General features: G+C 66.9%; 26 protein-coding genes. 22 read left to right on the top strand and 4 right to left on the bottom strand.

Features of this window, described 5'->3' with window-relative positions; genetic code table 11:
* Positions 1 to 36: 36 nt before the first annotated feature.
* The 3 genes from BJ960_RS15980 to BJ960_RS15970 all read left to right on the top strand — a co-directional run bounded on the left by BJ960_RS15980 (position 37) and on the right by BJ960_RS15970 (position 3,434).
* Positions 37 to 1,470 carry a CCA tRNA nucleotidyltransferase gene (locus BJ960_RS15980; RefSeq protein ID WP_185988016.1) on the top strand — a complete coding sequence of 478 codons (1,434 nt, stop codon included), beginning with the start codon at positions 37 to 39 and terminating at the stop codon, positions 1,468 to 1,470.
* A gap of 7 nt (positions 1,471 to 1,477) precedes the next feature.
* Positions 1,478 to 2,266, top strand: coding sequence for a PIG-L family deacetylase (locus BJ960_RS15975; RefSeq protein ID WP_307814727.1), 789 nt, complete (start codon positions 1,478 to 1,480; stop codon positions 2,264 to 2,266).
* A gap of 100 nt (positions 2,267 to 2,366) precedes the next feature.
* Complete coding sequence (locus BJ960_RS15970) at positions 2,367 to 3,434, top strand: inositol-3-phosphate synthase (protein ID WP_185988015.1); 1,068 nt, start codon at positions 2,367 to 2,369, stop codon at positions 3,432 to 3,434.
* A 156-nt stretch (positions 3,435 to 3,590) separates the two neighbouring features.
* On the opposite strand, the gene BJ960_RS15965 is transcribed toward BJ960_RS15970, so the two are convergent.
* A complete protein-coding gene (locus BJ960_RS15965) occupies positions 3,591 to 4,805 on the bottom strand; it encodes a glycosyltransferase (RefSeq protein WP_185988014.1) in 1,215 nt (404 codons plus the stop codon).
* Between the two features lie 143 nt (positions 4,806 to 4,948).
* On the opposite strand from BJ960_RS15965, the gene rpsF reads away from it, so the two are divergent.
* The 7 genes from rpsF (at position 4,949) to BJ960_RS15930 (ending at position 9,604) form a co-directional block, all read left to right on the top strand.
* Entirely contained in the window at positions 4,949 to 5,311 is a 363-nt protein-coding gene (rpsF, locus tag BJ960_RS15960) for a 30S ribosomal protein S6 (RefSeq protein ID WP_119285425.1), read from the top strand.
* A 3-nt stretch (positions 5,312 to 5,314) separates the two neighbouring features.
* Positions 5,315 to 5,857, top strand: coding sequence for a single-stranded DNA-binding protein (gene ssb / locus BJ960_RS15955; RefSeq protein ID WP_119285426.1), 543 nt, complete (start codon positions 5,315 to 5,317; stop codon positions 5,855 to 5,857).
* Between the two features lie 54 nt (positions 5,858 to 5,911).
* Positions 5,912 to 6,172 carry a 30S ribosomal protein S18 gene (gene rpsR / locus BJ960_RS15950; protein WP_121074847.1) on the top strand — a complete coding sequence of 87 codons (261 nt, stop codon included), beginning with the start codon at positions 5,912 to 5,914 and terminating at the stop codon, positions 6,170 to 6,172.
* Between the two features lie 12 nt (positions 6,173 to 6,184).
* On the top strand, positions 6,185 to 6,634 hold the full coding sequence (gene rplI, locus BJ960_RS15945) for a 50S ribosomal protein L9 (RefSeq protein WP_121074850.1): 450 nt from the start codon (positions 6,185 to 6,187) through the stop codon (positions 6,632 to 6,634).
* 602 nt (positions 6,635 to 7,236) lie between these two features.
* Positions 7,237 to 8,613, top strand: coding sequence for a replicative DNA helicase (dnaB, locus tag BJ960_RS15940; protein ID WP_185988013.1), 1,377 nt, complete (start codon positions 7,237 to 7,239; stop codon positions 8,611 to 8,613).
* A 66-nt stretch (positions 8,614 to 8,679) separates the two neighbouring features.
* A complete protein-coding gene (locus tag BJ960_RS15935) occupies positions 8,680 to 9,270 on the top strand; it encodes a hypothetical protein (protein WP_185988012.1) in 591 nt (196 codons plus the stop codon).
* A 49-nt stretch (positions 9,271 to 9,319) separates the two neighbouring features.
* Positions 9,320 to 9,604 carry an ABC transporter ATP-binding protein gene (locus tag BJ960_RS15930; protein WP_185988011.1) on the top strand — a complete coding sequence of 95 codons (285 nt, stop codon included), beginning with the start codon at positions 9,320 to 9,322 and terminating at the stop codon, positions 9,602 to 9,604.
* 76 nt (positions 9,605 to 9,680) lie between these two features.
* Here BJ960_RS15930 and BJ960_RS15925 read toward each other — a convergent pair whose 3' ends face one another.
* The 3 genes from BJ960_RS15925 to BJ960_RS15915 all read right to left on the bottom strand — a co-directional run bounded on the left by BJ960_RS15925 (position 9,681) and on the right by BJ960_RS15915 (position 12,705).
* Positions 9,681 to 10,526: a siderophore-interacting protein gene (locus BJ960_RS15925; protein WP_185988010.1), complete on the bottom strand. Its 846-nt coding sequence runs from the start codon at positions 10,524 to 10,526 to the stop codon at positions 9,681 to 9,683.
* A gap of 46 nt (positions 10,527 to 10,572) precedes the next feature.
* A complete protein-coding gene (gene purB, locus BJ960_RS15920; RefSeq protein ID WP_185988009.1) occupies positions 10,573 to 11,952 on the bottom strand; it encodes an adenylosuccinate lyase in 1,380 nt (459 codons plus the stop codon).
* Between the two features lie 345 nt (positions 11,953 to 12,297).
* Complete coding sequence (locus BJ960_RS15915; protein ID WP_121074865.1) at positions 12,298 to 12,705, bottom strand: phage holin family protein; 408 nt, start codon at positions 12,703 to 12,705, stop codon at positions 12,298 to 12,300.
* A 95-nt stretch (positions 12,706 to 12,800) separates the two neighbouring features.
* Between BJ960_RS15915 and BJ960_RS15910 the strand changes: the two genes are divergently transcribed.
* The 12 genes from BJ960_RS15910 to prpB all read left to right on the top strand — a co-directional run bounded on the left by BJ960_RS15910 (position 12,801) and on the right by prpB (position 25,241).
* Complete coding sequence (locus BJ960_RS15910; protein ID WP_185988008.1) at positions 12,801 to 13,988, top strand: thiamine pyrophosphate-dependent enzyme; 1,188 nt, start codon at positions 12,801 to 12,803, stop codon at positions 13,986 to 13,988.
* A 101-nt stretch (positions 13,989 to 14,089) separates the two neighbouring features.
* Positions 14,090 to 15,013 (top strand): alpha-ketoacid dehydrogenase subunit beta, encoded by a 924-nt coding sequence (locus tag BJ960_RS15905; protein WP_237463806.1) that lies wholly within the window; start codon positions 14,090 to 14,092, stop codon positions 15,011 to 15,013.
* Between the two features lie 81 nt (positions 15,014 to 15,094).
* Complete coding sequence (locus BJ960_RS15900) at positions 15,095 to 16,438, top strand: dihydrolipoamide acetyltransferase family protein (protein WP_185988007.1); 1,344 nt, start codon at positions 15,095 to 15,097, stop codon at positions 16,436 to 16,438.
* Between the two features lie 160 nt (positions 16,439 to 16,598).
* Positions 16,599 to 17,699, top strand: a complete 1,101-nt coding sequence (locus tag BJ960_RS17300) for a zinc-binding dehydrogenase (protein WP_185988006.1) — start codon at positions 16,599 to 16,601, stop codon at positions 17,697 to 17,699.
* A 118-nt stretch (positions 17,700 to 17,817) separates the two neighbouring features.
* A complete protein-coding gene (locus BJ960_RS15890; RefSeq protein ID WP_121074877.1) occupies positions 17,818 to 18,579 on the top strand; it encodes an SDR family NAD(P)-dependent oxidoreductase in 762 nt (253 codons plus the stop codon).
* Between the two features lie 105 nt (positions 18,580 to 18,684).
* Entirely contained in the window at positions 18,685 to 19,512 is an 828-nt protein-coding gene (locus BJ960_RS15885; protein ID WP_185988005.1) for an ABC transporter ATP-binding protein, read from the top strand.
* On the top strand, positions 19,509 to 20,147 hold the full coding sequence (locus tag BJ960_RS15880) for an ABC transporter permease (RefSeq protein WP_185988004.1): 639 nt from the start codon (positions 19,509 to 19,511) through the stop codon (positions 20,145 to 20,147). The genes BJ960_RS15885 and BJ960_RS15880 overlap by 4 nt, the downstream gene beginning before the upstream one ends.
* Complete coding sequence (locus BJ960_RS15875) at positions 20,144 to 20,926, top strand: ABC transporter permease (protein WP_185988003.1); 783 nt, start codon at positions 20,144 to 20,146, stop codon at positions 20,924 to 20,926. Before BJ960_RS15880 ends, BJ960_RS15875 begins: the two co-directional genes overlap by 4 nt.
* 13 nt (positions 20,927 to 20,939) lie before the next feature.
* The gene (locus BJ960_RS15870; RefSeq protein WP_185988002.1) at positions 20,940 to 21,887 is read left to right on the top strand and encodes an ABC transporter substrate-binding protein; all 948 of its coding nucleotides are present in this window, start codon (positions 20,940 to 20,942) and stop codon (positions 21,885 to 21,887) included.
* 233 nt (positions 21,888 to 22,120) lie between these two features.
* Positions 22,121 to 22,810 (top strand): GntR family transcriptional regulator, encoded by a 690-nt coding sequence (locus tag BJ960_RS15865; protein WP_121074892.1) that lies wholly within the window; start codon positions 22,121 to 22,123, stop codon positions 22,808 to 22,810.
* A complete protein-coding gene (locus BJ960_RS15860) occupies positions 22,807 to 24,330 on the top strand; it encodes an MmgE/PrpD family protein (RefSeq protein WP_185988001.1) in 1,524 nt (507 codons plus the stop codon). Before BJ960_RS15865 ends, BJ960_RS15860 begins: the two co-directional genes overlap by 4 nt.
* Entirely contained in the window at positions 24,330 to 25,241 is a 912-nt protein-coding gene (gene prpB / locus BJ960_RS15855; protein ID WP_185988000.1) for a methylisocitrate lyase, read from the top strand. Before BJ960_RS15860 ends, prpB begins: the two co-directional genes overlap by 1 nt.
* Positions 25,242 to 25,257: the final 16 nt, after the last annotated feature.

Below are 25,257 nucleotides of genomic sequence, written 5' to 3'. Positions count from 1 at the left end.
CGGTACCCTGAGTGGGTGCTTTCTCTTGCCGAATCTATGACCGAACTCCGCCGTATCGCCGAGTCGCGGCCCGTGGCGACCCTGGCGGCTGCGTTCGCGGAGGCAGGGTTTGAGTTCGCGCTCGTTGGCGGTCCCGTGCGTGATGCGATGCTCGGTCGTCGCGTCACCGACCTCGACTTCACGACGTCGGCACGCCCGGACCAGACGCGAGCTATCCTCGAAACCCTCACGAAGAACATCTGGGATATCGGCCGAGACTTCGGCACGATCGCCGCGCAGATCTTTGGCGAACAGGTGGAGATCACCACGTATCGGGCCGAAACCTACCGCGATGACTCGCGCAAACCCGAGGTGAGCTTTGGCGACACCATCGACGGCGACCTTGTCCGGCGCGACTTCACGATCAACGCGCTCGCGCTGATGCTTCCTGAGCTTCGACTCGTCGACGTCTCGGGTGGCGTCGAAGATCTTGTGGCCGGGCGCATCGTCACTCCCGCCTCGGCAGAGGCCTCCTTCACTGATGACCCGCTCCGGATGCTGCGCGCGGCGAGGTTCGCATCGCAGCTCGGCTTCGAGGTTGCCGAGGAGACAGAGGCGGCGATGGTGCGCTTCGCTGACAGGCTCGACATCATTTCGGCGGAGCGCGTGCGCGACGAGTTCACAAAGCTGCTGCTCACGGCCGATCCGATCCCGGGGATCCGGCTGCTCGTCGACACCGGCCTCGCGGCGCGGTTCCTCCCCGAGCTCGTTGCGCTCGTCACGACGCAGGACGATCATGGGCGGCACAAGGACGTCTACGAGCACAGCTTGACCGTGTTGCGTCAGGCGATCGAGCTTGAGCAGTCCCGCCACCCGAGCGGCGCTGCCGAGGAGTTTGCGCCAGATCTCATCGTGCGGCTCGCCGCCCTGCTGCACGACATCGGCAAGCCGGCAACGAGGCGATTCGAGCATGGCGGCGTCACATTCCACCACCACGACATGGTCGGCGCGAAAATGACGCGCAAGCGGTTGCGTGAACTCCGCTTCGACAACATGACGATTAAGCGGGTCGCGCGGCTCGTCGAGCTGCATCTGCGGTTCTTCGGCTACAGCGACCAGCAGTGGACGGATTCGGCCGTGCGCCGGTATGTCAGGGACGCGGGCGGCGAGCTCGAGCAGCTGCACATCCTGACCCGCGCGGATGTCACAACGCGGAACCGGCGCAAGGCCGAGCGACTGGAGCACGCGTACGACGACATCGAGCGACGCATCGCGGAGCTTGCAGAGGAGGAGCAGCTCGCGGCTGTGCGGCCGGAGCTCGATGGCGCGGCGATCATGCGCCTGCTCGACATCCCGCCCGGCCCCCTCGTCGGTCGCGCCTACTCCTACCTCCTCGAGCTTCGCCTCGACGAGGGCATGATTGGCGAAGAGGCGGCGGCCGAGCGACTGATTTCCTGGTATCGGGAACAGACCGCCGCCGACGAGAGTTAGGGCTACCGTGAGTACAGATCCTGCAAGCTGGTTTTCGGGTGCGACGCGCGTGATGTTCGTGCACGCCCACCCAGACGACGAGACGATCACGACGGGAGGCACGCTCGCCGCCCTGTCTGAGGCCGGCCGGGAGCCCCTGGTTGTCACGCTCACCCGTGGTGAGCGTGGGGAGGTCGTTGACGGCCCGCTCGCGCACCTCGCTGGTACCGACGGGCTCGCGCCGCACCGCCAGGCCGAACTGTCGGCCGCGCTCGCGATGCTCGGGGTGGAACGCCACGCGTTTCTCGGGGTTCCCCCGGCCAGGGCCGAGGGCCTCCAGCCGACGATCTACGAGGACTCGGGCATGGAGTGGCTCGCGTCCGGACAGGCCGGTCCCAGTGCAGACGCCACCGTGGACGCGCTCACGGTCGTGCCAGCGGTCGAGTCGTTGAACGATCTCTTTGCCGCGGCCAACGAGGCGGGCGCTGGTGCGATCGTGAGCTATGACGACGGGGGCGGCTACGGCCACCCGGACCATGTCCACGCGCACCGGATCGCCAGGGCCGTTGCCGTTGCGCTCGATCTGCCATTCTGGGAGATCGTGAGCGACGGAGCCGAGGTCGACGAGCGAGCGGCGGCCGACGATGGTGATGCCCCGGAGGCGTACGACGTGACGCCATGGCTCGGCCGGAAGGTGGTCGCCCTCCGGGCCTACGCGACTCAGCTCACCGTCGATGGTGACGAGATTGTCCATGTCGGCGGGCAGCGCCAGGCGATCTCCTCGGTCGAGGCGTTCCGCCTCCGACCCGCGGGGTAGCCGCCTCCGCCACTGGCGGCATAGGTTCAACGCCCAGCCTGGGCGATTACACTAGACGGTTGGGCCTATTGGCCGCCGGAGAGAGAAATATGGGGTTTCGATGAGTGTGAAGGTCGCCCTCGCGGGAATTGGAAACTGCGTGAGCTCGCTCGTGCAGGGTGTCGAGTACTACCGCGACGCCGCAGACGACGCAGAGGTTCCCGGGCTCATGCACGTTCGCCTCGGCGGATACCACGTGTCCGATCTCGAGTTCGTTGCGGCGTTCGACGTCGACGCAGAAAAGGTTGGCACGGACCTCTCCGAGGCGATCTGGGCCGGCCGCAACAACACCATCAAGTTCTCGGACGTGCCCCACATCGGCCTTGAGGTACTCCGCGCTCCGACCTACGACGGTCTCGGCATGTACTACCGCGACGAGGTCGTCGAGTCGACTGCGACGCCCGTCGACGTCGCTCAGGTGCTGCGCGACTCCGGCGCCGAGGTGCTCGCGTGCTACCTGCCAGTCGGCAGCGAGGAGGCCGTGAAGTTCTACGCGCAGGCCGCCCTTGAGGCTGGCGTCGCGTTCGTCAACGCGATCCCCGTCTTCGTCGCGAGCGACCCCGAGTGGGCCGCCAAGTTCACCGAAGCCGGTCTGCCCATCGTCGGCGACGACATCAAGAGCCAGGTCGGCGCGACGATCACGCACCGCGTGCTCGCCCGGCTGCTGGAGAGCCGTGGCATCGCGCTCGACCACACCTACCAGCTCAACGTCGGCGGCAACATGGACTTCAAGAACATGCTCGAGCGCAGCCGACTGCACTCGAAGAAGATCTCGAAGACGCAGGCAGTCACCTCGAACATCGAGGCGGACCTTCCTGCCGAAGACGTGCACGTCGGGCCGAGCGACCACGTGCCGTGGCTTGAGGATCGTAAGTTCGCGTTCGTTCGGCTGGAGGGCCGCGGCTTCGGCGACGTGCCGATGATGCTCGAGTACAAGCTTGAAGTGTGGGACTCCCCCAACTCCGCAGGCACGATGATCGACGCGATCCGCACCGCGAAGGTCGCGCTCGACCGCGGCCACGGCGGGCCCGTCGAGGCGGCGTCGGCCTACTTCATGAAGTCGCCGCCCGTGCAGAAGCCCGACGACGAGGCGCGTGCGGAGCTCGAAGCTTTCATCGCAGGCGCCTAGCCCGCGAGACGGGGTCGGGCGGCGCGAGGCTGCCTCCTCCCCCACGCAAATGTTCTTCTGGCCCCCAACTATCCCGGATAGTTGGGGGCCAGAAGAATAGTTGGAGGTAGGAGGATCGTGGGCGGCCGGCGCCACGCTGACGCGCGCCCCGCGCGCTTAGCCGGCGAGGGTCGCGTAGATCCGCTCGAGCGCCGCGGCGTGCGCGGCCCAATCGTGCAGCTCCGCATGGCGACGTGCCGATGCCGCAAGCTGTGCCCGGCGCGGTTCGTCGCGCAGCAGGTCGGCGATTGCTCCCGCCCACGCCACGGGGTCCCTGCCGGACAGGTGCACGCCAGCCACGCCGTCCGGGACGGCCTCGAGCAGGCCGGTGTGCCCGGCCGCGATCACGGGCGCCCCGCTCGCGCCAGCCTCAAGCGCGGTGAGACCGAACGTTTCCGAGTGCGATGGAACGAGCACGAGCGCGCTCGACGCAAGGAGCGCGGCCGCCTGCTCGCGCGACTGCGCGGGGAGGAACCGGACGCGAGCGGCGATCCCGGCGCGCTCGGCGAGGCGGCGGAGCTCCGCCGCGTAGTCGGCGGCACCGGGAGTCGGCTCCCCCGCAATCACCCACTCGGTTCGCGCAAAGAGACCAGGATCGGCGATCGCGAGCTCCGCCGCGGCCCGGACTGCAAGGTCCTGGCCCTTCAACGGCTGCACGCGCCCGAGCACGGTCACGCGGAGCGGCGCAGCCGAGCCTGCCCCGCCTGATCGCGGCGCGAAGAGGGCCGTGTCCACCCCGGGGTGGACGACCGCGCTGCCGAGCGCCGGCGTCCCGTAGAAGGCGTTGACGCCGGCGAGCTCACTCTCGCTCCCGGCGACAACGAACGATGAGTGGGCGAGCGCGGCCTCTGCGTTCAGTCGAACCGCTGGCTCCGGCCGGTCCCCGGCCGCGAGGAGCGCGTTTTTTTGTGCGGCGAGCGTATGGAATGTTGTCACTACGGGTGCACTTCCGCCCCACGCCCGCTGCGCTGCGAGGGCGCTGAGCCAGTAGTGACCGTGCACAGCGTCGAAGCGGCCCAGGGCGCGAAGTTCGGCCGCGAACTGCTCCACGACCCCCGGCAGCTCCCCCTTCGCGAGTTCAGGATCGCCAGCGGGCAGCACCGCGACAACTGGGCTCAGGGGATCCTGACCTGCAGCAGCTCGCCCGCTCCATGCGAGGCGCGTCACGCCAGCTGGAAGGTCGGCGCGGGCGCGGGTTGCGACGACGACCTCGTGCCCGCGCGCGCTCAACGCCCGAGCGGCCTCGGCGACAACGACATTCATCCCGCCGGCGTCGCCGGAGCCCGGTATCTCGGTCGGAGAGGTGTGCATCGAGACGAGAGCGATCCGCATGGCTCCACTTTAGGGCTGAAGATGGTAGGCTACTTAGGTTGTCTGTGCGCCGAACACTCGGTTTGGGGCTCAGGCACGATGCAACAACACCCTCCTGCCACAGAAATCCTGTGGCCGTGAAGTCCGAAGGAGGTGGGTCAGTAATGCATCCTTACGAACTCATGGTGATCCTCGATCCCGGTATCGACGAGCGCACCGTGGCTCCCAGCATGGAGAAGTTCCTCTCCGTCATTACGAACGCGAATGGCGAGATCGAGAACGTCGACATCTGGGGCAAGCGTCGCCTGGCATACGAGATCAACAAGCAGGCCGAGGGCATCTACGTTGTGGTGAACTTCACCGCGACCCCCGAGGCTACCGCTGAGCTCGATCGTCAGCTGGGTATCTCCGAGGCTGTTCTCCGCACGAAGGTGCTCCGCGCAGACGAGCTCATCGCTCAGCGTGCAGCGCAGTCGAAGCGTGACCAGGCTAAGGCAGCTCGCGCTGCTGCGAAGGCGAGTGCATAACTCATGGCCGGAGAGCCGCTGATCACTGTCGTCGGCAACCTTGTTGCCGATCCCGAGCCTCGCGTGAGTCAGGCCGGCAAGTCGTGGGTGACCTTCCGTATCGCCTCGACCCCGCGCGTGCGCGATCGCCAGTCCGGCGACTGGTCGGACGGCGAAGCGCTGTGGCTTGGCTGCCGCGCTTACGGTGAGTACGCCGACAACATTGCGGCTTCGCTCACGAAGGGCATGCGAGTTATTGTGCAGGGTCGTCTGACCCAGCGCAGCTACACCGACAACCAGGGCCAGCAGCGCACCTCACTAGACCTTGAGGTCGAAGAGGTCGGGCCGTCGCTCCGCTTCGCCACCGCACAGGTGACGCGCGGCGCGGCACGCGGGCAGGTTGGCGGCTTCGGTGGCGCTGGTGGCGGTCAGCCCCAGGGCCAGTCGGGCTGGGCACAGCCGCAGCAGCAGCAGGATAACCCCTGGACCAATTCGGGCCAGGGCGGATCCGCGTCGAACAACTCCTCCGATTTCGGTGGCGGGTTCGACGACGAGCAGCCCTTCTAAGACAGCAACTTTGTTCCGGGCGCGTACCGGGACGCATTACGAAAAGAGACCAACATGGCAGGCAAGTCAAGCGGCGCAGGCCGCAAGCCGGCTCGCGGCAAGAACGCGAAGGCGGCAGCACCCGCGAAGAAGCAGACCGTTGGCGTCATTGATTACAAGGACGTCCAGACGCTTCGCAAGTTCATTTCAGAGCGTGGAAAGATCCGCGCCCGCCGCATCACCGGCGTATCCGTTCAGGAGCAGCGTTTGATCGCGAAGGCAGTGAAGAATGCCCGCGAGATGGCTCTCCTCCCCTACGCCGGTTCCGGCCGCTAAGGAGAGAGCATCATGGCGAAAGTAATTCTCACGCACGAGGTCCGTGGCCTCGGTTCCGCTGGTGACGTCGTCGACGTCAAGACCGGCTACGCTCGCAACTACCTCGTGCCGCAGGGCTACGCGGTGCACTGGACCCGCGGTGGCGCGGCCCAGGTCGCACAGCTCCAGGCTGCGCGCGAGGCACGCGCTCTCGCTTCGGTCGAGGACGCGCAGGCGCTGAAGGCGTCGCTCGAGGCAGGCAAGATCCGTCTGCACTCCAAGGCTGGAGTCGGTGGGCGCCTGTTCGGCGCGATCAAGCCTGCGGCTGTTGCCGCGGCTGTGTCCGAGGCTGGCATCGGCGAGGTCGACAAGCGCAAGATCTCGCTGCCGTCGATCAAGAGCACCGGTGAGTACAAGGCGACGATCCACCTCCACGAGGGCGTCGACGCTGAGGTAACCCTCCAGGTCATCACGCAGCGCTAAGCGTTTCTGCGCTCACGAGCGGGGCCGGTTCCATATTGGAGCCGGCCCCGCTCGTTTGCGTTGTAGCGGCTCCCTCGTGGCTGGGAGGAGCGGTGTTGCCGGCCCTGGCGCGCGGCCGCCTGCGGCGCCCTGAGCCGCGCACGGCGGGTGTGCCGGAGGGGAGACCCTCCCGCCCACCCACGGCGTCGCCAGGGAGCCGCATGCGCGCGCTGACGCCGCTGAACGGGCGGTGAACGCCCGGAGCCGCGGTCCATGCGAGAGCGGGGAGACCAGCCCGCTCGGTGCTCGCAAAGTTCTCCACACGCCCGGGGATCAAGTAACATTCAAGTTGTACTTTAAGGTTGAATAACTTAAATCGTGTGGAAACCATAAACCCCAGATCAGGCGGCATGTTTCTAGAGAAGTTCAGAATCTCTCCACAAGTTATCCCCATTCATGTGGACAAGTTCTGGCTTTTCTCCGTTGCTTGTGCACATAGTTATCCACAGGTGGAGAACTCCCGTATTTGAGCCCTGTGGAGACTGCACCTACGGTGAATGTCTGAGGTCTGGTATGTCATCAGAAGGTAACGAGGCTCGACCTCATCGAAGGAGCACACCACCTTGTCCATCGCACACCTTGGTATCGCGTCGCCTGACGAAGAACAGCGCGGCGGCGACTATGAGCGCACCCCGCCATACGACCTGCTCGCAGAGCAAAGCGCGATCGGCGGCATGCTCCTGTCCAAGGACGCCGTGGCCGACGTCACTGGCGTGCTGCGCGGCTCGGACTTCTATGTCCCCAAGCACGAGGTCATCTACGAGTCCGTGCTCTCGCTCTATTCGCAGGGCGAGCCCACCGACGTCATCACCGTCACCGATGCACTCGCAAAGGCCGGCGACCTTCAGCGAGCGGGCGGCGCCGAGTACCTGCACACGCTCACGAGTATCGTCCCGACCGCCGCGAATGCGGGCTTCTACGCCGACATCGTTGGCGAGAAGGCGCTCCTGCGCCGACTGGTTGAAGCGGGCACCCGCATCGTGCAGATGGGATACGCGGGCGAGGGCGAGGCGCTCGACCTTGTCAACGTTGCGCAGTCGGAGATCTACGGCGTCACTGGTGAGTCGCAGAGCGAAGATTACGTGCCGCTCTCCCTCGCGGTTGATGCCGCCATGGAGGAGATCCACAAGGCGACCTCGCAGCCAGACGGCATGCTCGGGGTGCCAACCGGCTTCAACGAGCTCGACGCGATGACCAACGGCTTCGCTGGTGGTCAGATGATCATCATCGCCGCGCGACCCGCGATGGGTAAGTCGACGCTCGCGCTCGACGTGGCCCGCCACGCCTCCGTGCACGCCCTGGCTCCGACGGTCTTCTTCTCGCTCGAGATGGGTCGCGCCGAGATCGCGATGCGTTTGCTCGCGGCCGAGGCTTCCATCCCGATGCAGACCCTACGCAAGGGCGCCCTCGACAGCCGCGACTTCCAAAAGCTCGCGGCCACGCAAGCACGCATCTCAGAGTCGCCGCTGTACATTGACGACAGCCCGAACCTCACGCTCGTTGAGATCCGTGCGAAGTGCCGACGGCTGAAGCAGCAGCACGGCCTCAAGATGGTCGTCATCGACTACCTGCAGCTCCTCTCGAGCGGCAAGAAGGTCGAAAGTCGTCAGCAGGAGGTGAGCGAATTCTCCCGTGCCCTCAAGCTGCTGTCGAAGGAGCTCGACGTCCCGGTCATCGCGCTGTCACAGCTCAACCGTGCATCGGAGCAGCGCGCCGACAAGATGCCTGCCATCAGCGACCTCCGCGAGTCCGGCTCGCTCGAGCAGGACGCAGATATGGTGATCCTGCTGCACCGCGAGGCCGCGAGCGATCGTGATCATCCGCGTGCCGGCGAGGCGGACTTCATTCTCGCGAAGCAGCGTAACGGCCCGACCGGCACGGTTACCGTGGCGTTCCAGGGGCACTACTCGCGCTTCCAGGACATGCCTCAGGGAATGTAGCGAGCTCGCTCCCACGATCTTTCGCAGCGAGACAAGATACAATCCACGAGGCAGGGAGGGAGCACAATGTCAATCGCCGAAGGCACCGTCACTCGAACGGCAGGCACCGCGTCGCTCCCACCCAAGTGGGTACGCGTGCTCCGCGCCGCTCTCCTGCTCACAGTGGGGCTCGTTGTTACGTTTAGCGCGACCTTCCACGAGCGCTTCGCGTTCGACCTCGCGGTCGTCGTCGCCGCGCTTATCGCGATTGGCGTCGTGCACGGAGTCGAGGCCATCCAGCGCCGCGGCACGGGCGGTGCGGCCGTTGCGATCGCGCTCGGCGTCGCATCGATTGCGGCTGCGCTTCTGCTCACGGTCCTCAGCAACGAACTCGCGTTCGCTGTGGTCATCGCGGGCTGGGCCCTCGTCACGGCACTGCTTGAGTTTGTCGCGATGGTCGTGCAGCCCGGCACGCGACAGGACGCCGCCCTGGTCGGGGCCGCAGGCATTCTGCTCGCCGTCACCGTGCTGCTTGCGCGGGGCGACCTCGTTGCCGTGATCGGGTTCTTCGGAGCCTACGCCATCATCACCGGAGTCTTCCTCGGGATCGCGTCGTTCGACACGCGAACCGCAGCCGACGCCGACCCGCTGAACCACGGGTCGACTGTCAACGCCTAGGCGGATCTGCACGCCGCCAATGTCCTAGCCGAATCGTAGAAAGCGACCGATGACCAACCCCTCAGACCACACGCCCCAGGAACCGATGAACCCGTCGCGTCGTGATCGCCTCAAGCCCCTCGAACTGCTGGGCTTCTCGGGAGTGCTCGCGGTTTTCGCGGGTCTCATCGTCCTCATGGCGTCGCGCTCCATCGTGCTCGCCCTCATCTTTACCGCCATCGCGTTCATCATGTCGCTGCTGTTTGTGGCCCTGCTCGGGCTCGGCGGCAAGCCGAGCGACGAAGACCTCGAGGCCCGCAAGGACCTCAAGAAGCCCGAGGGCGACTGGCACTAGCCCACTCGCTGAGCAGAAATCGGCCCGGGGCGTTCGCATTTGCGGACACCCCGGGCCGTGCTTCGCTCGGGAGCGGCTAGTCCTCGATCGACTCCGGATCGCTCGGGTCGATCGGCCCGTGATGGTCGAAGTTGGCCTCACCGCGCCGCCAGTAGCCGCTGATCTGGTATTGCGCGCGGGGGAGCCCAAGTTCGTCACGGATCACGCGCCGCAGCGGGATGAGACGGTTTGCGTCACCGGCCGCGAAGACGAAGGTCTCGTCGGTGATCTCGCTGTCGAGCAGCGCCTGATCTAAGCCGCCGAGCGGCTCCCGCACGAGGATCTCGCGTCCCGTGCCCTCGCGAAGATACTCCTCCACCCAATCGAGCGCGTCATAGTCGACGTCGGCGATCACCTCGACCTCGGTGTCCTCGGGCAGGGCATTGATCCAGCGCACTGTTGCGGGCAGCGCCGTCGGGTCGACGAGGCACAACAGCGAGACGATGCCCGTCGGAACACTCTGCGTGCCGCGCGGCCCGACGACGACGATGCGGTCTCCGACCGCTGCGCGCTCCGCCCACGCGGATGCCGGGCCGGGGTCGTCGTGCAGGAAGAAGTCAAGGTCGAAGACGCGGCCTCCGGCTTCATCCCGCACGTTGAGCGGCGTGAAGTCGCGGCCGAACGTCTGGCCGTCGGGCCGGACGATACCATCCTCGCCGGGGCCGGCCGCGACGGGTGCGACGAGTTCTCCCGTGAAGGGGTGCGGGAAGAAGATCTTCGCGTGGTCGCCGGGCCCCGTCGACTCGAAGTCATACAGGTCGGGCCCGGCGAGCGTCACGCGAGCGATCGTCGGTACTGGCCGCGACACGGCCTGCACCGTGACCTCGCGCGCGGTAAACCGGTACATCGTGCGTTCGCGTGTAAAGCGTGCGTCCTGAGTCATACTTCAACCCTGGCGCAGCGGCGCAGCACCGGCAAGCCTCGCAGCTTCAGAGGTAGCTGAGAAGTTTCGCAGCGTTGCCGACGTAGCCGGCGGGCGTGAGCGCGAGCAGCCGCTGCTTCGCCTCGTCCCCGATCTCGAGGCCCTGAACGAACTCGATGAGCTCGGCCTGGCCGATGCGGCGGCCGCGAGTGAGGTCCTTGAGCGCGGCGTAGGGGTCGCTGATCGTCGAGCGGCCGGCGGTCACCTCCGCGCGGATCACGGTCTGGATCGCCTCGCCGAGCACCTCCCAGTTCGCGTCGAGGTCTGCAGCAAGCACCTCGGGGGCGGCGTCGATCTGGCCGAGACCCTTGAGGATGTTGTCGAGCGCGAGCACCGAGTGTCCAAACGCGACGCCAATGTTGCGCTGCGCCGACGAGTCGGTGAGGTCGCGCTGCCAGCGGCTCGTGACGAGGGTCTCGGCGAGCGAGTCGAGCAGCGCGTTTGACAGCTCAAGGTTCGCCTCAGCGTTTTCGAACCGGATCGGATTGACCTTGTGCGGCATCGTCGAGGAGCCCGTCGCGCCCGCGACCGGGGTTTGGCGGAAGTAGCCGATCGAGATGTAGCTCCACACGTCCGTCGCGAGGTTGTGCAGAATGCGGTTTGCGTGCGCCATGCGCGAGTACAGCTCGGCCTGCCAGTCGTGTGACTCGATCTGGGTCGTGAGTGGGTTCCACGTCAGGCCGAGCCCCTCGACGAACTCCCGCGAAATCGTCTCCCAGTCGGCGCTCGGGTCCGCTGCGAGGTGCGCGGCGAACGTGCCCGTCGCGCCCGAGAACTTCCCAAGGTATTCGACCTGATCGATCTGGCGCAGCTGGCGGCGGAGGCGGTGCACGAAGACGGCGAGCTCCTTGCCGAGCGTCGTCGGGGTTGCCGGCTGGCCGTGCGTGCGGCTCATCATTGCGAGGTCGCTGTAGCCCTGCGCCTGGCGCTCGAGCTCGTCAAGGACGGCGACAAACTTCGGCCGCCAGACGTCGGCGACCGCCTGCTTCACCGTGAGCGCGTAGGACAGGTTGTTGATGTCCTCGCTGGTGCAGCACACGTGGGTGAGCTCGGCGAGGTGTCCGAGCCCCTGCGCCTCGAGGCGTGCGCGAACGAGGTACTCGACGGCCTTCACGTCGTGCTGCGTGGTCTTCTCGGTCTCGGCGAGTTCGTCGATCTCGGCCTGGCCGAAGTTCTGCGCCCAGTCGCGCAGCGCGGCGAGCTGCTCGTCGCCCATCGGCGTGCCCCCGAGGAGCGAGTGCGTCGTCAGGTAGGCGAGCCACTCAACTTCGACGTGCACGCGAGCCTTGTTCAGCCCTGCCTCGGAGAGCGTGTCGCCAAGCCCTTCGACCGCCTTCCGGTAGCGTCCGTCGAGGGGGCTGATGGGCTGCGGGGGCAGGCTGGTCATGGGTTCTCCGTTGTGTGAGTGGCGGGTGAACGTACCCGACCATTCTCCCACGGAGGCAACTGTGCACATTTCACGAGTTCTAGGCTGTGGATAACTATGCACAGATCGAATAACAACGGTGTAATTATCGTTGTGTAATAAGGGTTCGAAGTCTTCAACACCCTGTTGATAAGCCGGTGGATAGGTTGTGGACTGGTTGTGGAAACGGTGTGGAAAACCCCGCACGGTTCCGCGCGGAGCGGTGCCGGCGGGCGCCACAGCCAGCCCCGCGGACAGCGCCGCACGGCGACGCATCACGGGCTGCGTGGCGGTGTCGCCGAGCCCGTGACGCTGATGGGGCAGTCGTTAGCGCTTGCGCTTGCGGTTCGTGCCGAGCAGCCCGTTCATGATGCTTGCGAGCACGGACATGACGATCGCGCCGAGCACACCCCACCAGAAGCCGTCGACATGCAACCCGAAGCCGGCGAGGCCGGAGAGCCATGCGATGACCGAGATGAGGATCCCGTTCACAATGAGACCAAACAGGCCGAGCGTGATGATGTAGAGCGGAATCGACACGATGCGCACGAGCTTGCCGAGCGTGCCATTCACGAGGCCGAACACGAGCGCGACGAGGAGCATCGTGATGAGCGGGGAGTACGGGTCGTCATTGATCGGCTCGATCCAGAACCCGCGCGGGCCCGACCCGCCGACGATGAGCGTCGTGAGCCACAGCGCGAACGTGCTGACAAGTACTCGCATGATTGACCGCATGCACCAATTCTTGCAGCAATCGCTGTGCGCCGGCCACTAGCGCCGCCGTTGATATATCCCAGTCGGAATGACCCCTCTCACTACACTTGAGCACTATGAGCCAGACCCCAAAGCTCGCCGTTGACATGGTGGATCCAGAGCCGATTCGCTTCCTAGACGCCGAAGGTCGGTACTCCCCATCAAGCTCCGCAGCAGACTACGCAGCGGAGCTTGATGGCGTTGGTATCGAACAGTTCCAAGAGTGGTACCGCGACATGGTGGAGACGCGTGCGTTCGACACCGAGGCGACCCACCTGCAACGCCAGGGCCAGCTCGCCCTGTGGGTGCCAAGCATCGGTCAAGAGGGCTGCCAGGTCGGCCTCGCGCACGCCACCGAGCCGCAAGATCACGTCTTCCCCGCCTACCGCGAGCACACCGTCGCGAAGGTGCGCGGCGTGAGCTTCGTTGAACTACTGAAGCTGTTCCGCGGCTTCACACACGGCGGGTGGGACGTCACGGATCCCGCGAACGGGAACTTCCACCTGTACACCCTCGTGCTCGCCGCGCAGGCGCAGCACGCGAGCGGATACGCACTCGGGCAGCTGCTCGACGCGAAGCTCCGCGCAGGCGCCGCGGCGATGGACGCTGGCGAGCAGGGCATCGCGACGGGGGAGGCGACCATGGCGTTCTACGGCGATGGCACCTCGAGCCAGGGCGACGCGAACGAGTCGATGATCTTCGCGGCGAGCTACCAAACCCCGGCGGTCTTCGTCGTCCAAAACAACGGCTGGGCGATCTCGGTGCCATTCGAGCGCCAGAGCCGCACCCCGCTGTACCGCCGCGCGCTCGGCTTCGGCATCCGCGCCGTGCAGATCGACGGCAACGACCCGCTCGCCGCGTACGCCGTCGGCCGCAGGTTCATGCGACTGGCGCGCGAGGGGGCCGGTCCGGGCTACATCGAGGCACTGACCTACCGGATCGGGGCACACACGACAAGCGACGACCCGACGCGCTACCGCGAGAAGTCGGAACTCGAGGAATGGCGAGATCGCGACCCGGTCGCGCGCATGGAGGCCTACCTGCGTGAGCAGGGAGTCGACGACGCATTCTTTGCCGAGGTGGCCGAGGTCGCCGATCGAGAGGCGAAGCGCGTGCGTGACGCGATCCTGCAGCTACCGCCGCCTGACGCCGACTCGATGTTCGCGAACGTGTACACCGAGGCGCACCCGCGCATCGAGGAGCAGCGCGCCTGGCTCGAACGCTACGAGTCGTCATTCGAGGCCGGCGAGGAGATTTCAGCATGACCGGTGCAGCACCCACACCCACCGCGCCCAGCGTCCAGACGCTCACCGAGCGCACCGAACTGCCGATCGCGCGGGCGATCAACGAGGGCTTGCGGGCCGCGATGGCCGCCGACGAGAAAGTCCTGCTCATGGGCGAGGACATCGGCCCACTCGGCGGGGTCTTCCGCGTCACCGACAAGCTCCAGGCTGACTTTGGATCGGCGCGCGTGCTCGACACCCCGCTCGCGGAGGCCGGCATCGTCGGCAACGCCATTGGGCTCGCGATGCGCGGCTACCGCCCGGTCATCGAGATCCAGTTCGAGGGCTTCATCTTCCCCGCGTTCAATCAGATCGTCACGCAGCTCGCGAAGATCACGAACCGGCACGACGGCAAGGTGCCGATGCCGATCGTGATCCGCGTCCCGTACGGCGGACACATCGGCGCCGTCGAGCACCACCAGGAGAGCCCCGAAGCGTACTTCGCGCACACCCCGGGCCTGCGAGTCGTCGCGCCCTCAACGCCGAACGACGCCTACTGGATGATCCAGCAGGCGATTCAGTCGCAGGACCCCGTGCTGTTCTTCGAACCGAAGGCGAAGTACTGGATGAAGGGCGAGGTCGATCCGACCGCCCCGGCCGCGCAGCTGCACGACAGCCGGGTCGCCCGCGAGGGAACCGACTGCACGATTGTCGCGTTCGGCGCGATGGTCACCGCCGCGCTTGAGGCTGCCGAGGTCGCGCGTGCCGAGGGGACGAGCATCGAGGTCGTCGACCTCCGCAGCATCTCGCCGGTCGACTACGCGCCGCTCCTCGAATCGGTGCGAAAGACGGGGCGCCTCGTCGTCGCGCAGGAGGCCTCGGGCAACGTCAGTTTGGGCAGCGAACTCGCCGCGCACGTCGCCGAGCACGCGTTCTACTCACTGCAGGCGCCCGTGCTGCGCGTCTCGGGCTACGACGTGCCATTCCCGCCGGCCCGACTCGAGGGCATGTTCTTGCCCGACGCAGACCGTATCCTCGAAGCAGTCGATCGCACGATGCACTACTGACTCTCTGCCGCTGCCGCACCCCGCCCGCACGCCGGGACCACTACTTTCTACTGACCGCGAAGCAACCCAAAGGAGCCTTCGATGAGCGACATGACGTTCCCCCTTCCCGATGTCGGTGAAGGCCTGACCGAGGCAGAGATTGTCACCTGGCAGGTCGCGCCGGGCGACACTGTCGCGCTCAACCAGGTGATCTGCGAGATCGAGACCGCGAAGTCGCTCGTCGAGCTGCCGTCGCCGTTCACAGGCGTTGTCACGGAGCTCCTCGCCGAGGTGGGGGAGACGGTCCCTGTCGGTCAGCCGATCATGCGCGTGCGGGCCGAGGGCGCAGCGGATCCGGATCCCCGTGCGGACGCGCCAGCGGCGCCTGCCGAGGCGGCTTCCGCGACGCCGGCTGCTCCGGCCCCTGCAGGCGCCTCGGTGGCGCCAGCCGCGCCGGCCGCAGCGGCCGATGATGAGGGCGGTGCGGTGCTCGTGGGCTATGGCACCGCCGGCAAGGTCCGTTCGCGACGCCGGAGCGGGGGAGAGCCTCTGCTGTCCGCGCCGCCGATCCCGGTCGCCGCGGCGTCCCCGGTGATCGCGAAGCCCCCGATCCGGAAGCTCGCGAAGGATCTCGGCGTCGACCTCACCCAGGTCTCTGGCACCGGCATCGGGGGTGAGATCCTGCGCGACGATGTGGTGCGCCACGGTTCGCAGGCGAGCCTGTTCCGCAACCTGTCGACGCCCGAGGTCCCCGCCGTGCGCGAGGAGCGGATCCCGCTCAAGGGCATGCGCAAGCAGATCGCGAAGGCGATGGTCACGAGCGCGTTCGAGGCTCCCCACGTTGGCGTCTTCACCGACGTCGACGCGACGCGCACGATGGAGTTTGTGCGGCGGCTGAAGACCTCGACGGACTTCGCCGGCATCAAGGTGTCGCCGCTGCTCATCTTCGCGAAGGCGATGCTGTGGGCGATCCGCCGAAACCCCGAGATCAACTCGACGTTCACCGAGACCGAGATCATTCGCCACCACTTCGTCAACCTCGGCATCGCGGCAGCCACCCCGCGCGGGCTTATTGTGCCGAACATCAAGGAGGCGCAGGAGCTGAGCCTGCGCGAACTCGCGCAGGCGATCGAGCAACTCACAATCACCGCGCGCGAGGGGCGCACGAAGCCCGAAGAGATGCAGCAGGGCACGATCACGCTCACGAACATCGGTGTCTTCGGGATGGACTTCGGCACGCCGATCCTCAACCCTGGCGAGGTCGCGATCATGGCGATGGGCACGATCAAGGAGAAGCCCTGGGTCGTCGACGGCGAGGTGCGCCCACGGATGGTCACGACTGTCGGCGGCTCGTTCGACCACCGCGTCGTCGATGGTGACGTGATCTCGCGATTCGTCGCCGACGTCGCCTCGGTGCTTGAGGAGCCAGCGCTGCTGCTTGACTAGCTGAGCGGCGCCTGAGGGAACATCGAGCTTTCACGGGGACCTGATATCTGCGGCGTAAGCTGGTGGGACAGATCTGCTCGAAGTCTTCCCCGGCTGACGGCGTCGGGGTGCGGCTGTGAGCGTTGATGCCGCCGCGATCCGGCGGAGGAAGCAGGATGTTGTGAAGATTCAGGCAGCAGTCGCAACGGCGCCGAGCACCCCGCTCGACATTCGCGAGCTCGAGCTCGACGAACCGCGCGCTGACGAGGTGACGGTGCGGCTCGTCGCTAGTGGCGTGTGCCACACCGACGCGATCGTGCGCGACCAGTGGTACCCGGTGCCGCTGCCGGCCGTGCTCGGACACGAGGGCTCAGGCATCGTTACTGCGGTGGGTGCAGCTGTCACCGACCTGGCGGTCGGTGACAGCGTGGTGCTCGCCCCCGCATCGTGCGGGGTATGCGAGCAGTGCATCACGGGCCACCCGCAGTACTGCGTCGATTTCTATGCGCTGAACTTCGGCGGCAGCCGCACCGACGGCTCGAGCTCGCTGACGTCGGACGGCGAGCGGATCTCGTCGAACTTCTTCGGGCAGTCGTCGTTCGCCACCTTCACGAACGTGAGTGCGCGCAATGCCGTCAAGGTGGCGGGGGACGCGCCGCTCGAGCTGCTCGGGCCCCTCGGCTGCGGCATCATGACGGGCTCCGGTGCCGTGCTCAACGTGCTCCGCCCGGCCGCCGGAGAATCGATCGCCATCTTCGGCACGGGGGCCGTTGGGCTCGCCGGAATGCTCGCAGCCGTCGCCGCGGGCGCGACGACGATCATCATGGTCGATATCGTGCCCGAGCGGCTCGACTTCGCGCTGGAGCTGGGGGCGACGCACACCGTCAACTCGCGGGAGGTTGACCCCGTCGAGCGCATTCGGGAAATCACCGGCGGGCAGGGCGTGCAGTACGCGCTCGACACGACGGGTGTGCCGCCGGTGTTCGCGCAAATGACGAAGTCGCTCGCGATCCGGGGCCATGGAGCGCTCGTTGGGGCAGCGAAGCTTGGCACGGAGGCTCCGTTCGACATTGGCTCGCTCCTTACGAGCGGCATCACGGTGTCGATGGTCGTCGAGGGTGATTCGGTACCGCGGGAGTTTATCCCGCGGCTGATCGCGCTGTACGAGCGCGGGTTGTTCCCGTTCGACAAGCTCGTGAAGCGCTACGAGTTCGCCGATATCAATACGGCGTTCGAGGATTCGGAGTCAGGCGTGACGATCAAGCCCGTGCTCGTCTTCTAGCCCGCAGGCGTGGTCGCACGCTGGCGGATTCGTGCTGTGGGCGGGGCAGGAGATATGCAACGATGGCCTGGTAGCCGGAGCATCTCCCTGCCCGGCCCCACCACGAAAGGAACGCAGGATGCAGCTTGAAGGAACAACAGCCGTCGTAACCGGCGCAGCGTCGGGGCTCGGCGCCGCGACTGCCGCGCTGCTCGCGAGCCGAGGCGTGAACGTTGTCGGCCTTGACCTTGCGGCCTCGATCGAGAAGGCGGGGGAGCCGGGCTCCGGCATCCGATTCGTCGCCGCCGACGTGACGAGCGAGGACGAGGTGCAGGCTGCGCTGAAGCTGAACGCTGGCGAGCCGCCGATCCGGCTCGTCGTGAACTGCGCGGGAATCGCGCCCGCGAAGCGCGTGCTCTCGGGCAAGGGCGTGCACGACCTCGAGACGTTCCAGCGCACCCTGAACATCAACCTTGTCGGTACGTTCAACGTGCTGCGCCTCGCCGCCGAGATCATGGCGGAGCAGGAGCCTGTCGACGAGGCCGGCCAGCGCGGGCTCATCGTGAACACGGCGTCGGTCGCCGCATACGAGGGACAGATCGGCCAGATCGCGTATGCGGCGTCGAAGGGTGGCGTCGTCGGCATGGGCATCACCGCCGCGCGTGATCTGGCGCGCAACGGCATCCGGGTGAATACGATCGCCCCCGGCATCGTGGCGACCCCGCTGCTCGAGGCGCTCGGACCCGAGGTGAACGCCTCACTCTCGGCCTCGGTGCCCTTCCCGGCGCGACTCGCCCGGCCCGACGAGTTCGCTCAGCTGGTCACGATGATCGCCGAGCACGACTACTTGAACGGCGAAACCATCCGCATGGACGGCGCGCTGCGCATGGGCCCGAAGTAGCGTTTCCCCAAGTTTCAGCTCGGTTTGTCGGGGGCGGGTGCTAGGTTTGGGCACAGTTCCAACCGGGGTGCACCAGCACCCGACTGACCTTGGGGGTGGTAGCGGATGATTCGATTCGACGCTGTCACGAAGACCTACCCCGACGGCACGCGGGCGGTCGGGGAGTTCTCGCTCACCATTCCGTCGCGTCATACGACAGTGTTCGTCGGCTCCTCGGGCAGCGGCAAGACCACGCTGCTGCGCATGGTCAATCGCATGGTCGAACCGACGAGCGGCACCGTGTGGATCGACGACCAGGACATCTCGACAACCGACCCCGTCAAGCTGCGCCGCTCCATCGGGTACGTCCTCCAGCAGGGTGGGCTGCTTCCGCACCGCTCGGTCCTCGACAACGTTGCGACCGTCGCGATCCTGAACGGCACCCCGAAGGCGCGAGCCCGAGCGCTCGCGAGTGAGATGCTCGAGCGCGTCGGCCTGAGCGCTGACCTCGGGAAGCGCTTCCCCGCCCAGCTCTCGGGCGGACAGCAACAGCGCGTCGGCGTCGCGAGAGCGCTCGTGCCCGACCCGAACATTCTGCTGATGGACGAGCCGTTTGGCGCTGTCGACCCGATCGTGCGGCGCGAGTTGCAGGCGGAGCTCGGCAGACTGCAGCGCGAACTCGGCAAGACAATCCTGTTCGTCACCCACGACATCGACGAGGCGTTCAGGCTCGGCGACGAGGTCGTGGTGCTCCGAACCGGCGGCGAAATCGCCCAGTGCGGCACGCCCGCCGACATCCTTGCGAACCCCGCAGACGATTTCGTGCGCAACTTCATCGGGACCGACACCCCCGAGGGCGAACCCGAAGCCCGAAAGCTCACGACGCGCGAGGTTGACGGCAAGCGGATCGTGTTTGACACCGCGGGCAGGCCACTCGGAGTGATCGAGCCGTGAAATGGCTCGCGCAGAACTGGTCGCAGGTGATTGATCTCGCCTGGGCCCATCTGCAGCTGAGCCTCCCGGCGATCCTCCTCGCGACGCTCATCGCGATTCCGATCGGGCGGCTCGCATTCCGGTACGGCCGGCTCGGCGGGGCGCTCTCGAGCGCGGCCACGCTGCTCTACGCGATCCCGGCGCTGCCCCTGCTCATCATCATCCCTGCCGTCGCCGGCGTCCCGCTGCGCTCGGACGCCAACATGATCATCGCCCTCACGCTCTACGGCATCGCACTGCTCGTGCGCAGCGCCGCTGACGGCTTCGCCTCGGTCGACACGACCGTGCGGGACGCCTCGCTCGCGATCGGGTTTTCGCGCAGCTCGGTGTTCTGGCGCGTCGACCTGCCGCTCGCACTTCCCGTCATCCTCGCTGGAGTCAGGGTGGTCGCGGTGTCAACGATCAGCCTCGTTACCGTCGGAGCGCTCATCGGCGTCTCCAGTCTGGGGACGCTGCTGACCGACGGGTTCCAGCGCGGAATCTTCGGCGAGGTGCTGACGGGCATCATCGCGACGATCGTGCTCGCGCTCGTCCTTGACGGGCTGCTCCTGCTGCTCGGTCGCGTGCTCACGCCCTGGCGGAAGGCGGCGGCATGAACCTCTTCGCGGACGCGTTCGCCTGGCTCGCCGACGGTGCGAACTGGGTGGGCGCCAGCGGCATCCCGGCCCGCATCGGCGAGCACCTCTGGGTGTCCGTATTCGCCGTCGGTATCGCGGCCCTCGTCGCGCTTCCAGCCGGGGTGCTCATCGGCCACACACGACGCGGCGTCGGTGCGATCGGCGCGGTCACAGGGGCCGCGAGGGCGCTGCCGACGCTCGGCGTGCTCACGGTGTGCGCGCTCTGGTTTGGGATCGGGCTCTCGGCACCGCTCGTTGCGCTCGTTGTACTCGCGATCCCGTCGCTGCTTGCGGGAGCCTACTCTGGCGTGCAAGCGGTTCCCCGTGAGACATCGGGGGCCGCACGCGCGATCGGGATGCGCCCCGCGCAGGTGATCTGGCAGGTCGAGGTGCCGCTCGCGCTCCCGGTCATTATTGGCGGAGTGCGCGCGGCGGTGCTGCAGGTCGTCGCGACGGCGACCCTCGCCGCGTACACGGCTGACGTCGGCCTTGGCAGGTACCTCTTCACCGGACTGAAGACCCGCGACTACGGGCAGATGCTCGGCGCCGCGATCCTCGTCATCGCGCTCGCGCTCATCCTCGAGATCTTGCTCGCGACGGTGCAGCGCGCCGCAGCCGCCCGTCTCTCCGCGCGAGGGACCGCCCTGGAACGTGCGGCGGGGAGCTCGCCCGCTGGCACCGATGCGGCCGGTCCGCTCGCGCAGCACCGGGCAGGCCAACCCGCCACGAACTTCACCACCGCAACCGAAACAACCTGATTGGGAGACGAAGATGCACACACCATCACGCACACCACGACGGATCGGAGCGCTCGCCGCGCTCGCACTCGCGGGGGTGACGCTGCTCTCCGCGTGCGCGGCAGCGGATCCCCTTGACGAGGGGGAGGGGGCCGGGGGCTCCGGCGGCGACGGCGGCGCGAACCAGACGCTCGTCGTCGGCTCGCAGGACTACTACTCGAACGAGATCGTCGCTGAACTCTACGCGCAAGCGCTCGAAGACGGCGGGTTCACCGTAGATCGCCAGCTGCGAATCGGCCAGCGCGAGGTCTACATGCCCGAGATCGAGGCAGGATCCATCGACGTGTTCCCCGAATACACGGGCAACCTCTTGCAGTATCTCGACTCCGACGCGACCGCGACCTCGGCCGACGACGTGTACAGCGCCCTCGAGGCTGCGCTGCCGGAGGGGCTGCGGGTGCTCGCCCAGTCGGAAGCCTCCGACCAGGATTCGTATGTCGTGACGAGTGAGTTTGCGAAGCAGCATGACCTCGCTGAGATCGGCGACCTCGCCGGCGTAGAGAACCTCACCCTGGGCGGAAACTCGGAACTCGAGAAGCGCCCCTACGGTCCGACAGGGCTCAAGGACGTCTACGGCGTTGACGTGTCGTTCACCCCCATTGAGGACTCGGGCGGGCCGCTCACCGTGAAGGCGTTGCGCGACGGCCAGGTGCAGATCGTCGATCTCTACTCGGCGGACCCTGTCTTCGCTGACGGCGACCTCGTGGTGCTCGCCGACCCGGAGGGGCTGTTCCTCGCATCGCACGTGGTGCCAGTGGTCTCCGACAAGGTGGACGCGGACGCTGCGGCCATCATCGACAAGGTCTCCGCGAAGCTGACCGCAGAGGACCTGCAGCAGCTTGGGGCACAGTCCGCACAGGACCAGGCGCCGGCCGCGAAGATTGCTGCCGGCTGGCTGAAGGACAACGGCCTGGTCGGCTAACCCGGTCGAATACCCCATTCCCCGCCACTTTCTCTACGGATTGACGTAGTTCGGGCGCCTGAACTACGTCAATCCGTAGAGAAAGTTGCTGCGCGGGTGGTTGCCAATCAATGACGAGAACCGCAAGAATGTATGCATTCTTGGAATCAAAGGTGAATGAGGCTCGCATTTTCTCGCGTGAGTGTATACGCTAGCTGGTGGCGGCACTGAAGCGTCGAGACCGGAGGTGAGTCGTGCGAGCTAGCGATCGGGCGTATGCGACCCTCCTTGAGGAGATCCAGCGCGGGGCGCTCGCTCCCGGGACCGTCCTCGGCGAGGTTGAGCAGGCGGCCCGCCTCGGCGTGAGCCGCACGCCGGCCCGCGAGGCAATCGGCAGGCTTATCTCGAACGGGCTCGCAGCCCAGCTCTCGCCGCGCGTCACCGTCGTCTCCGACTTTGAAGCCGATGACATCCGGGCGCTGTTCGAGGTCAGGCGCGCGCTCGAGGAGAACACCGCGAGGCTGGCTGCCGCGAAGGGTGATCCTGCCGTCTTTGGCGAGCTCGCCGATGCGTTTGCGGCGGCCCACCCTGAGAGCGGGGAAGTGGCGGCTGACTCCTACTACGAGCTGATCGCCCGCTTCGATGCCGCGCTCGACGAGGCCGTCGACAACCAGTACTTCACGAGTGCGCTCCGCACGATCCGGACGCACCTCGCCCGCGCTCGCCGGCTCGCCCGTGACAACCGCGCGCGGCTGCACGCCTCGGTCGCCGAGCACACACTCATTGCCCGGGCGATCGCGGCTGGCGACGGCGAGCTCGCGGCCCACGCCACGCACGTGCACCTGCACAACGCGCTCGCCGCAATTCTTGCGTCGCTCGGCACCACCGGTGCCGGCGTCGACCACCACAGCACAGCATCACCGTCAGAAGGGACAACACCATGACTGTTATTCACAACGTTCGCGTGTACAAGAGCGAAGAGACGCTTCCGCGCGAGGAGCAGCTCGCGTGGAAGATCGCCGAGGTTGCGGTTGACCCGGTTGAGGTCGACGCTGACGTCGTCGACATGATCATTAACCGCATCATCGATAACGCCTCGGTTGCGGCAGCGTCGCTCACCCGCGGCCCGATCGTCGCGTCCCGCGCGCAGGCGCTGTCGCACCCCGTCTCGACGGGCGGCAAGGGAGCCTCCGTCTTTGGCCTCGACGCTGAGCGCACGAGCCCCGAGTGGGCGGCCTGGACCAACGGCGTCGCCGTTCGCGAGCTCGACTACCACGACACCTTCCTCGCGGCAGAGTACTCGCACCCCGGTGACAACATCCCGCCGATCCTCGCGGTCGCGCAGCACGTCGGGAAGGACGGCCGCGCCCTCGTGCGTGCGATCGCCACGGGCTACGAGATCCAGATGGATCTCGTGCGTGCGATCTGCCTCCACAAGCACAAGATCGACCACGTTGCGCACATCGGGCCGTCGGCCGCCGCCGGTATTGGCACGCTGCTCGACCTCGACACCGAAACGATCTACCAGGCCGTCGGCCAGGGGCTGCACACGACGACCGCTACCCGCCAGTCGCGCAAGGGCGAGATCTCGACCTGGAAGGCACACGCTCCCGCGTTCGCCGGCAAGATGGCGGTCGAAGCCGTCGACCGTGCGATGCGCGGACAGACCTCGCCGAGCCCGATCTACGAGGGCGAGGACGGCGTCATCGCGTGGATGCTCGACGGCCCGGACGCGAAGTACCAGGTCCCGCTGCCCGCGAAGGGTGAGGCGAAGCGTGCGATCCTCGACAGCTACACGAAGGAGCACTCGGCGGAGTACCAGGCGCAGGCCTGGATCGACCTCGCCCGCAAGCTGAACGGCGAGCACCCCGAGCTCGTTGATCCGGCGAACGTGAAGAGCATCGTGCTGCACACGAGCCATCACACGCACTACGTGATCGGCTCGGGCGCGAACGACCCGCAGAAGTACGATCCCAATGCTTCACGTGAAACACTCGACCACTCGATCCCGTACATCTTCGCGGTCGCGCTGCAGGACGGTGGCTGGCACCACGTCGACTCGTACACCCCCGAGCGTGCGGGCCGCGCTGACACGGTCGAGCTCTGGCACAAGATCTCGACCGCCGAGGACGCGGAGTGGACGCGCCGTTACCACTCGGAGGATCCCGACGAGAAGGCCTTCGGTGGCCGCGTGGAGATCGAACTCGCCGACGGCACGAAGATTGTCGACGAGATCGCCGTCGCAGACGCGCACCCGCTCGGCGCGCGGCCGTTCGCCCGCGACAACTACATCGCGAAGTTCCGGCTGCTCGCCGAGCCCGTGCTCGAGCCGGCGGAGATCGAGCGCTTCCTCGAGCTCGTGCAGCGCCTCCCTGAGCTCTCGGCGGACGAGGTGCGCGAGCTGAACATCGTCGCGAAGGCCGGCGTCATCGACCTTGCCGCTTCCCCGAAGGGACTCTTCTAATGCTGTACTCGAAGACCACTCCGGCCGACAAGCGCCGGCTGTTCCGGGAGCGGCTCCGGTCGGGGGAGCTGCTGCGCTTCCCCGGCGCCTTCAACCCGCTCTCCGCACGTCTCATCGAGCGGAAGGGCTTCGAGGGCGTCTACATTTCCGGGGCCGTGCTGGCCGCGGATCTCGGACTCCCCGACATCGGCCTCACCACGCTGACCGAGGTTGCCGGGCGCGGCGAGCAGATCGCACGCATGACTGAGCTGCCGGCCATCATCGACGCCGACACCGGCTTCGGCGAGCCGATGAACGTCGCGCGCACGATCCAGACGCTCGAGAACGCGGGCATCGCGGGCGCACACATTGAGGATCAGATCAATCCGAAGCGCTGCGGACACCTCGACGGTAAGGCCGTTGTTGACGAGTCCACCGCCACGAAGCGCATCCGCGCGGCACGCGACGCCAGGCGCGACGAGAACTTCCTCATCATGGCGCGCACGGACATTCGGGCGACCGCAGACGGCCCGCACGGACTCGACCTCGCGAAGGATCGGGCGAAGGCCCTCGTCGACGCGGGCGCCGATGCGATCTTCCCCGAGGCGATGCGCACGCTCGAGGAGTTCGAAGCGATCCGCTCGGCGGTCGACGTGCCCCTGCTGGCGAACATGACGGAGTTTGGCAAGAGCGAGCTGTTCACTACGCAGCAGCTCGCAGACGTCGGCATGAACATCGTCATCTGGCCCGTGTCGATGCTGCGCATCTCCATGGGAGCGACAGGCCGTGCGCTCGACACGATCAATGAGCACGGCACGCTCACCTCGAAGCTCGACGAGATGCAGCACAGGGCGGACCTGTACGATCTCGTGGACTACGAGGCATACAACCAGTTCGATACGAGCGTGTTCAATTTCGAGGTCGAGCGCTAAGACGCTCACCGCCCGC

Source organism: Leucobacter aridicollis (assembly GCF_013409595.1).
GTDB lineage: Bacteria > Actinomycetota > Actinomycetes > Actinomycetales > Microbacteriaceae > Leucobacter > Leucobacter aridicollis.
This window is presented reverse-complemented; position numbering and strand designations above follow the sequence as displayed.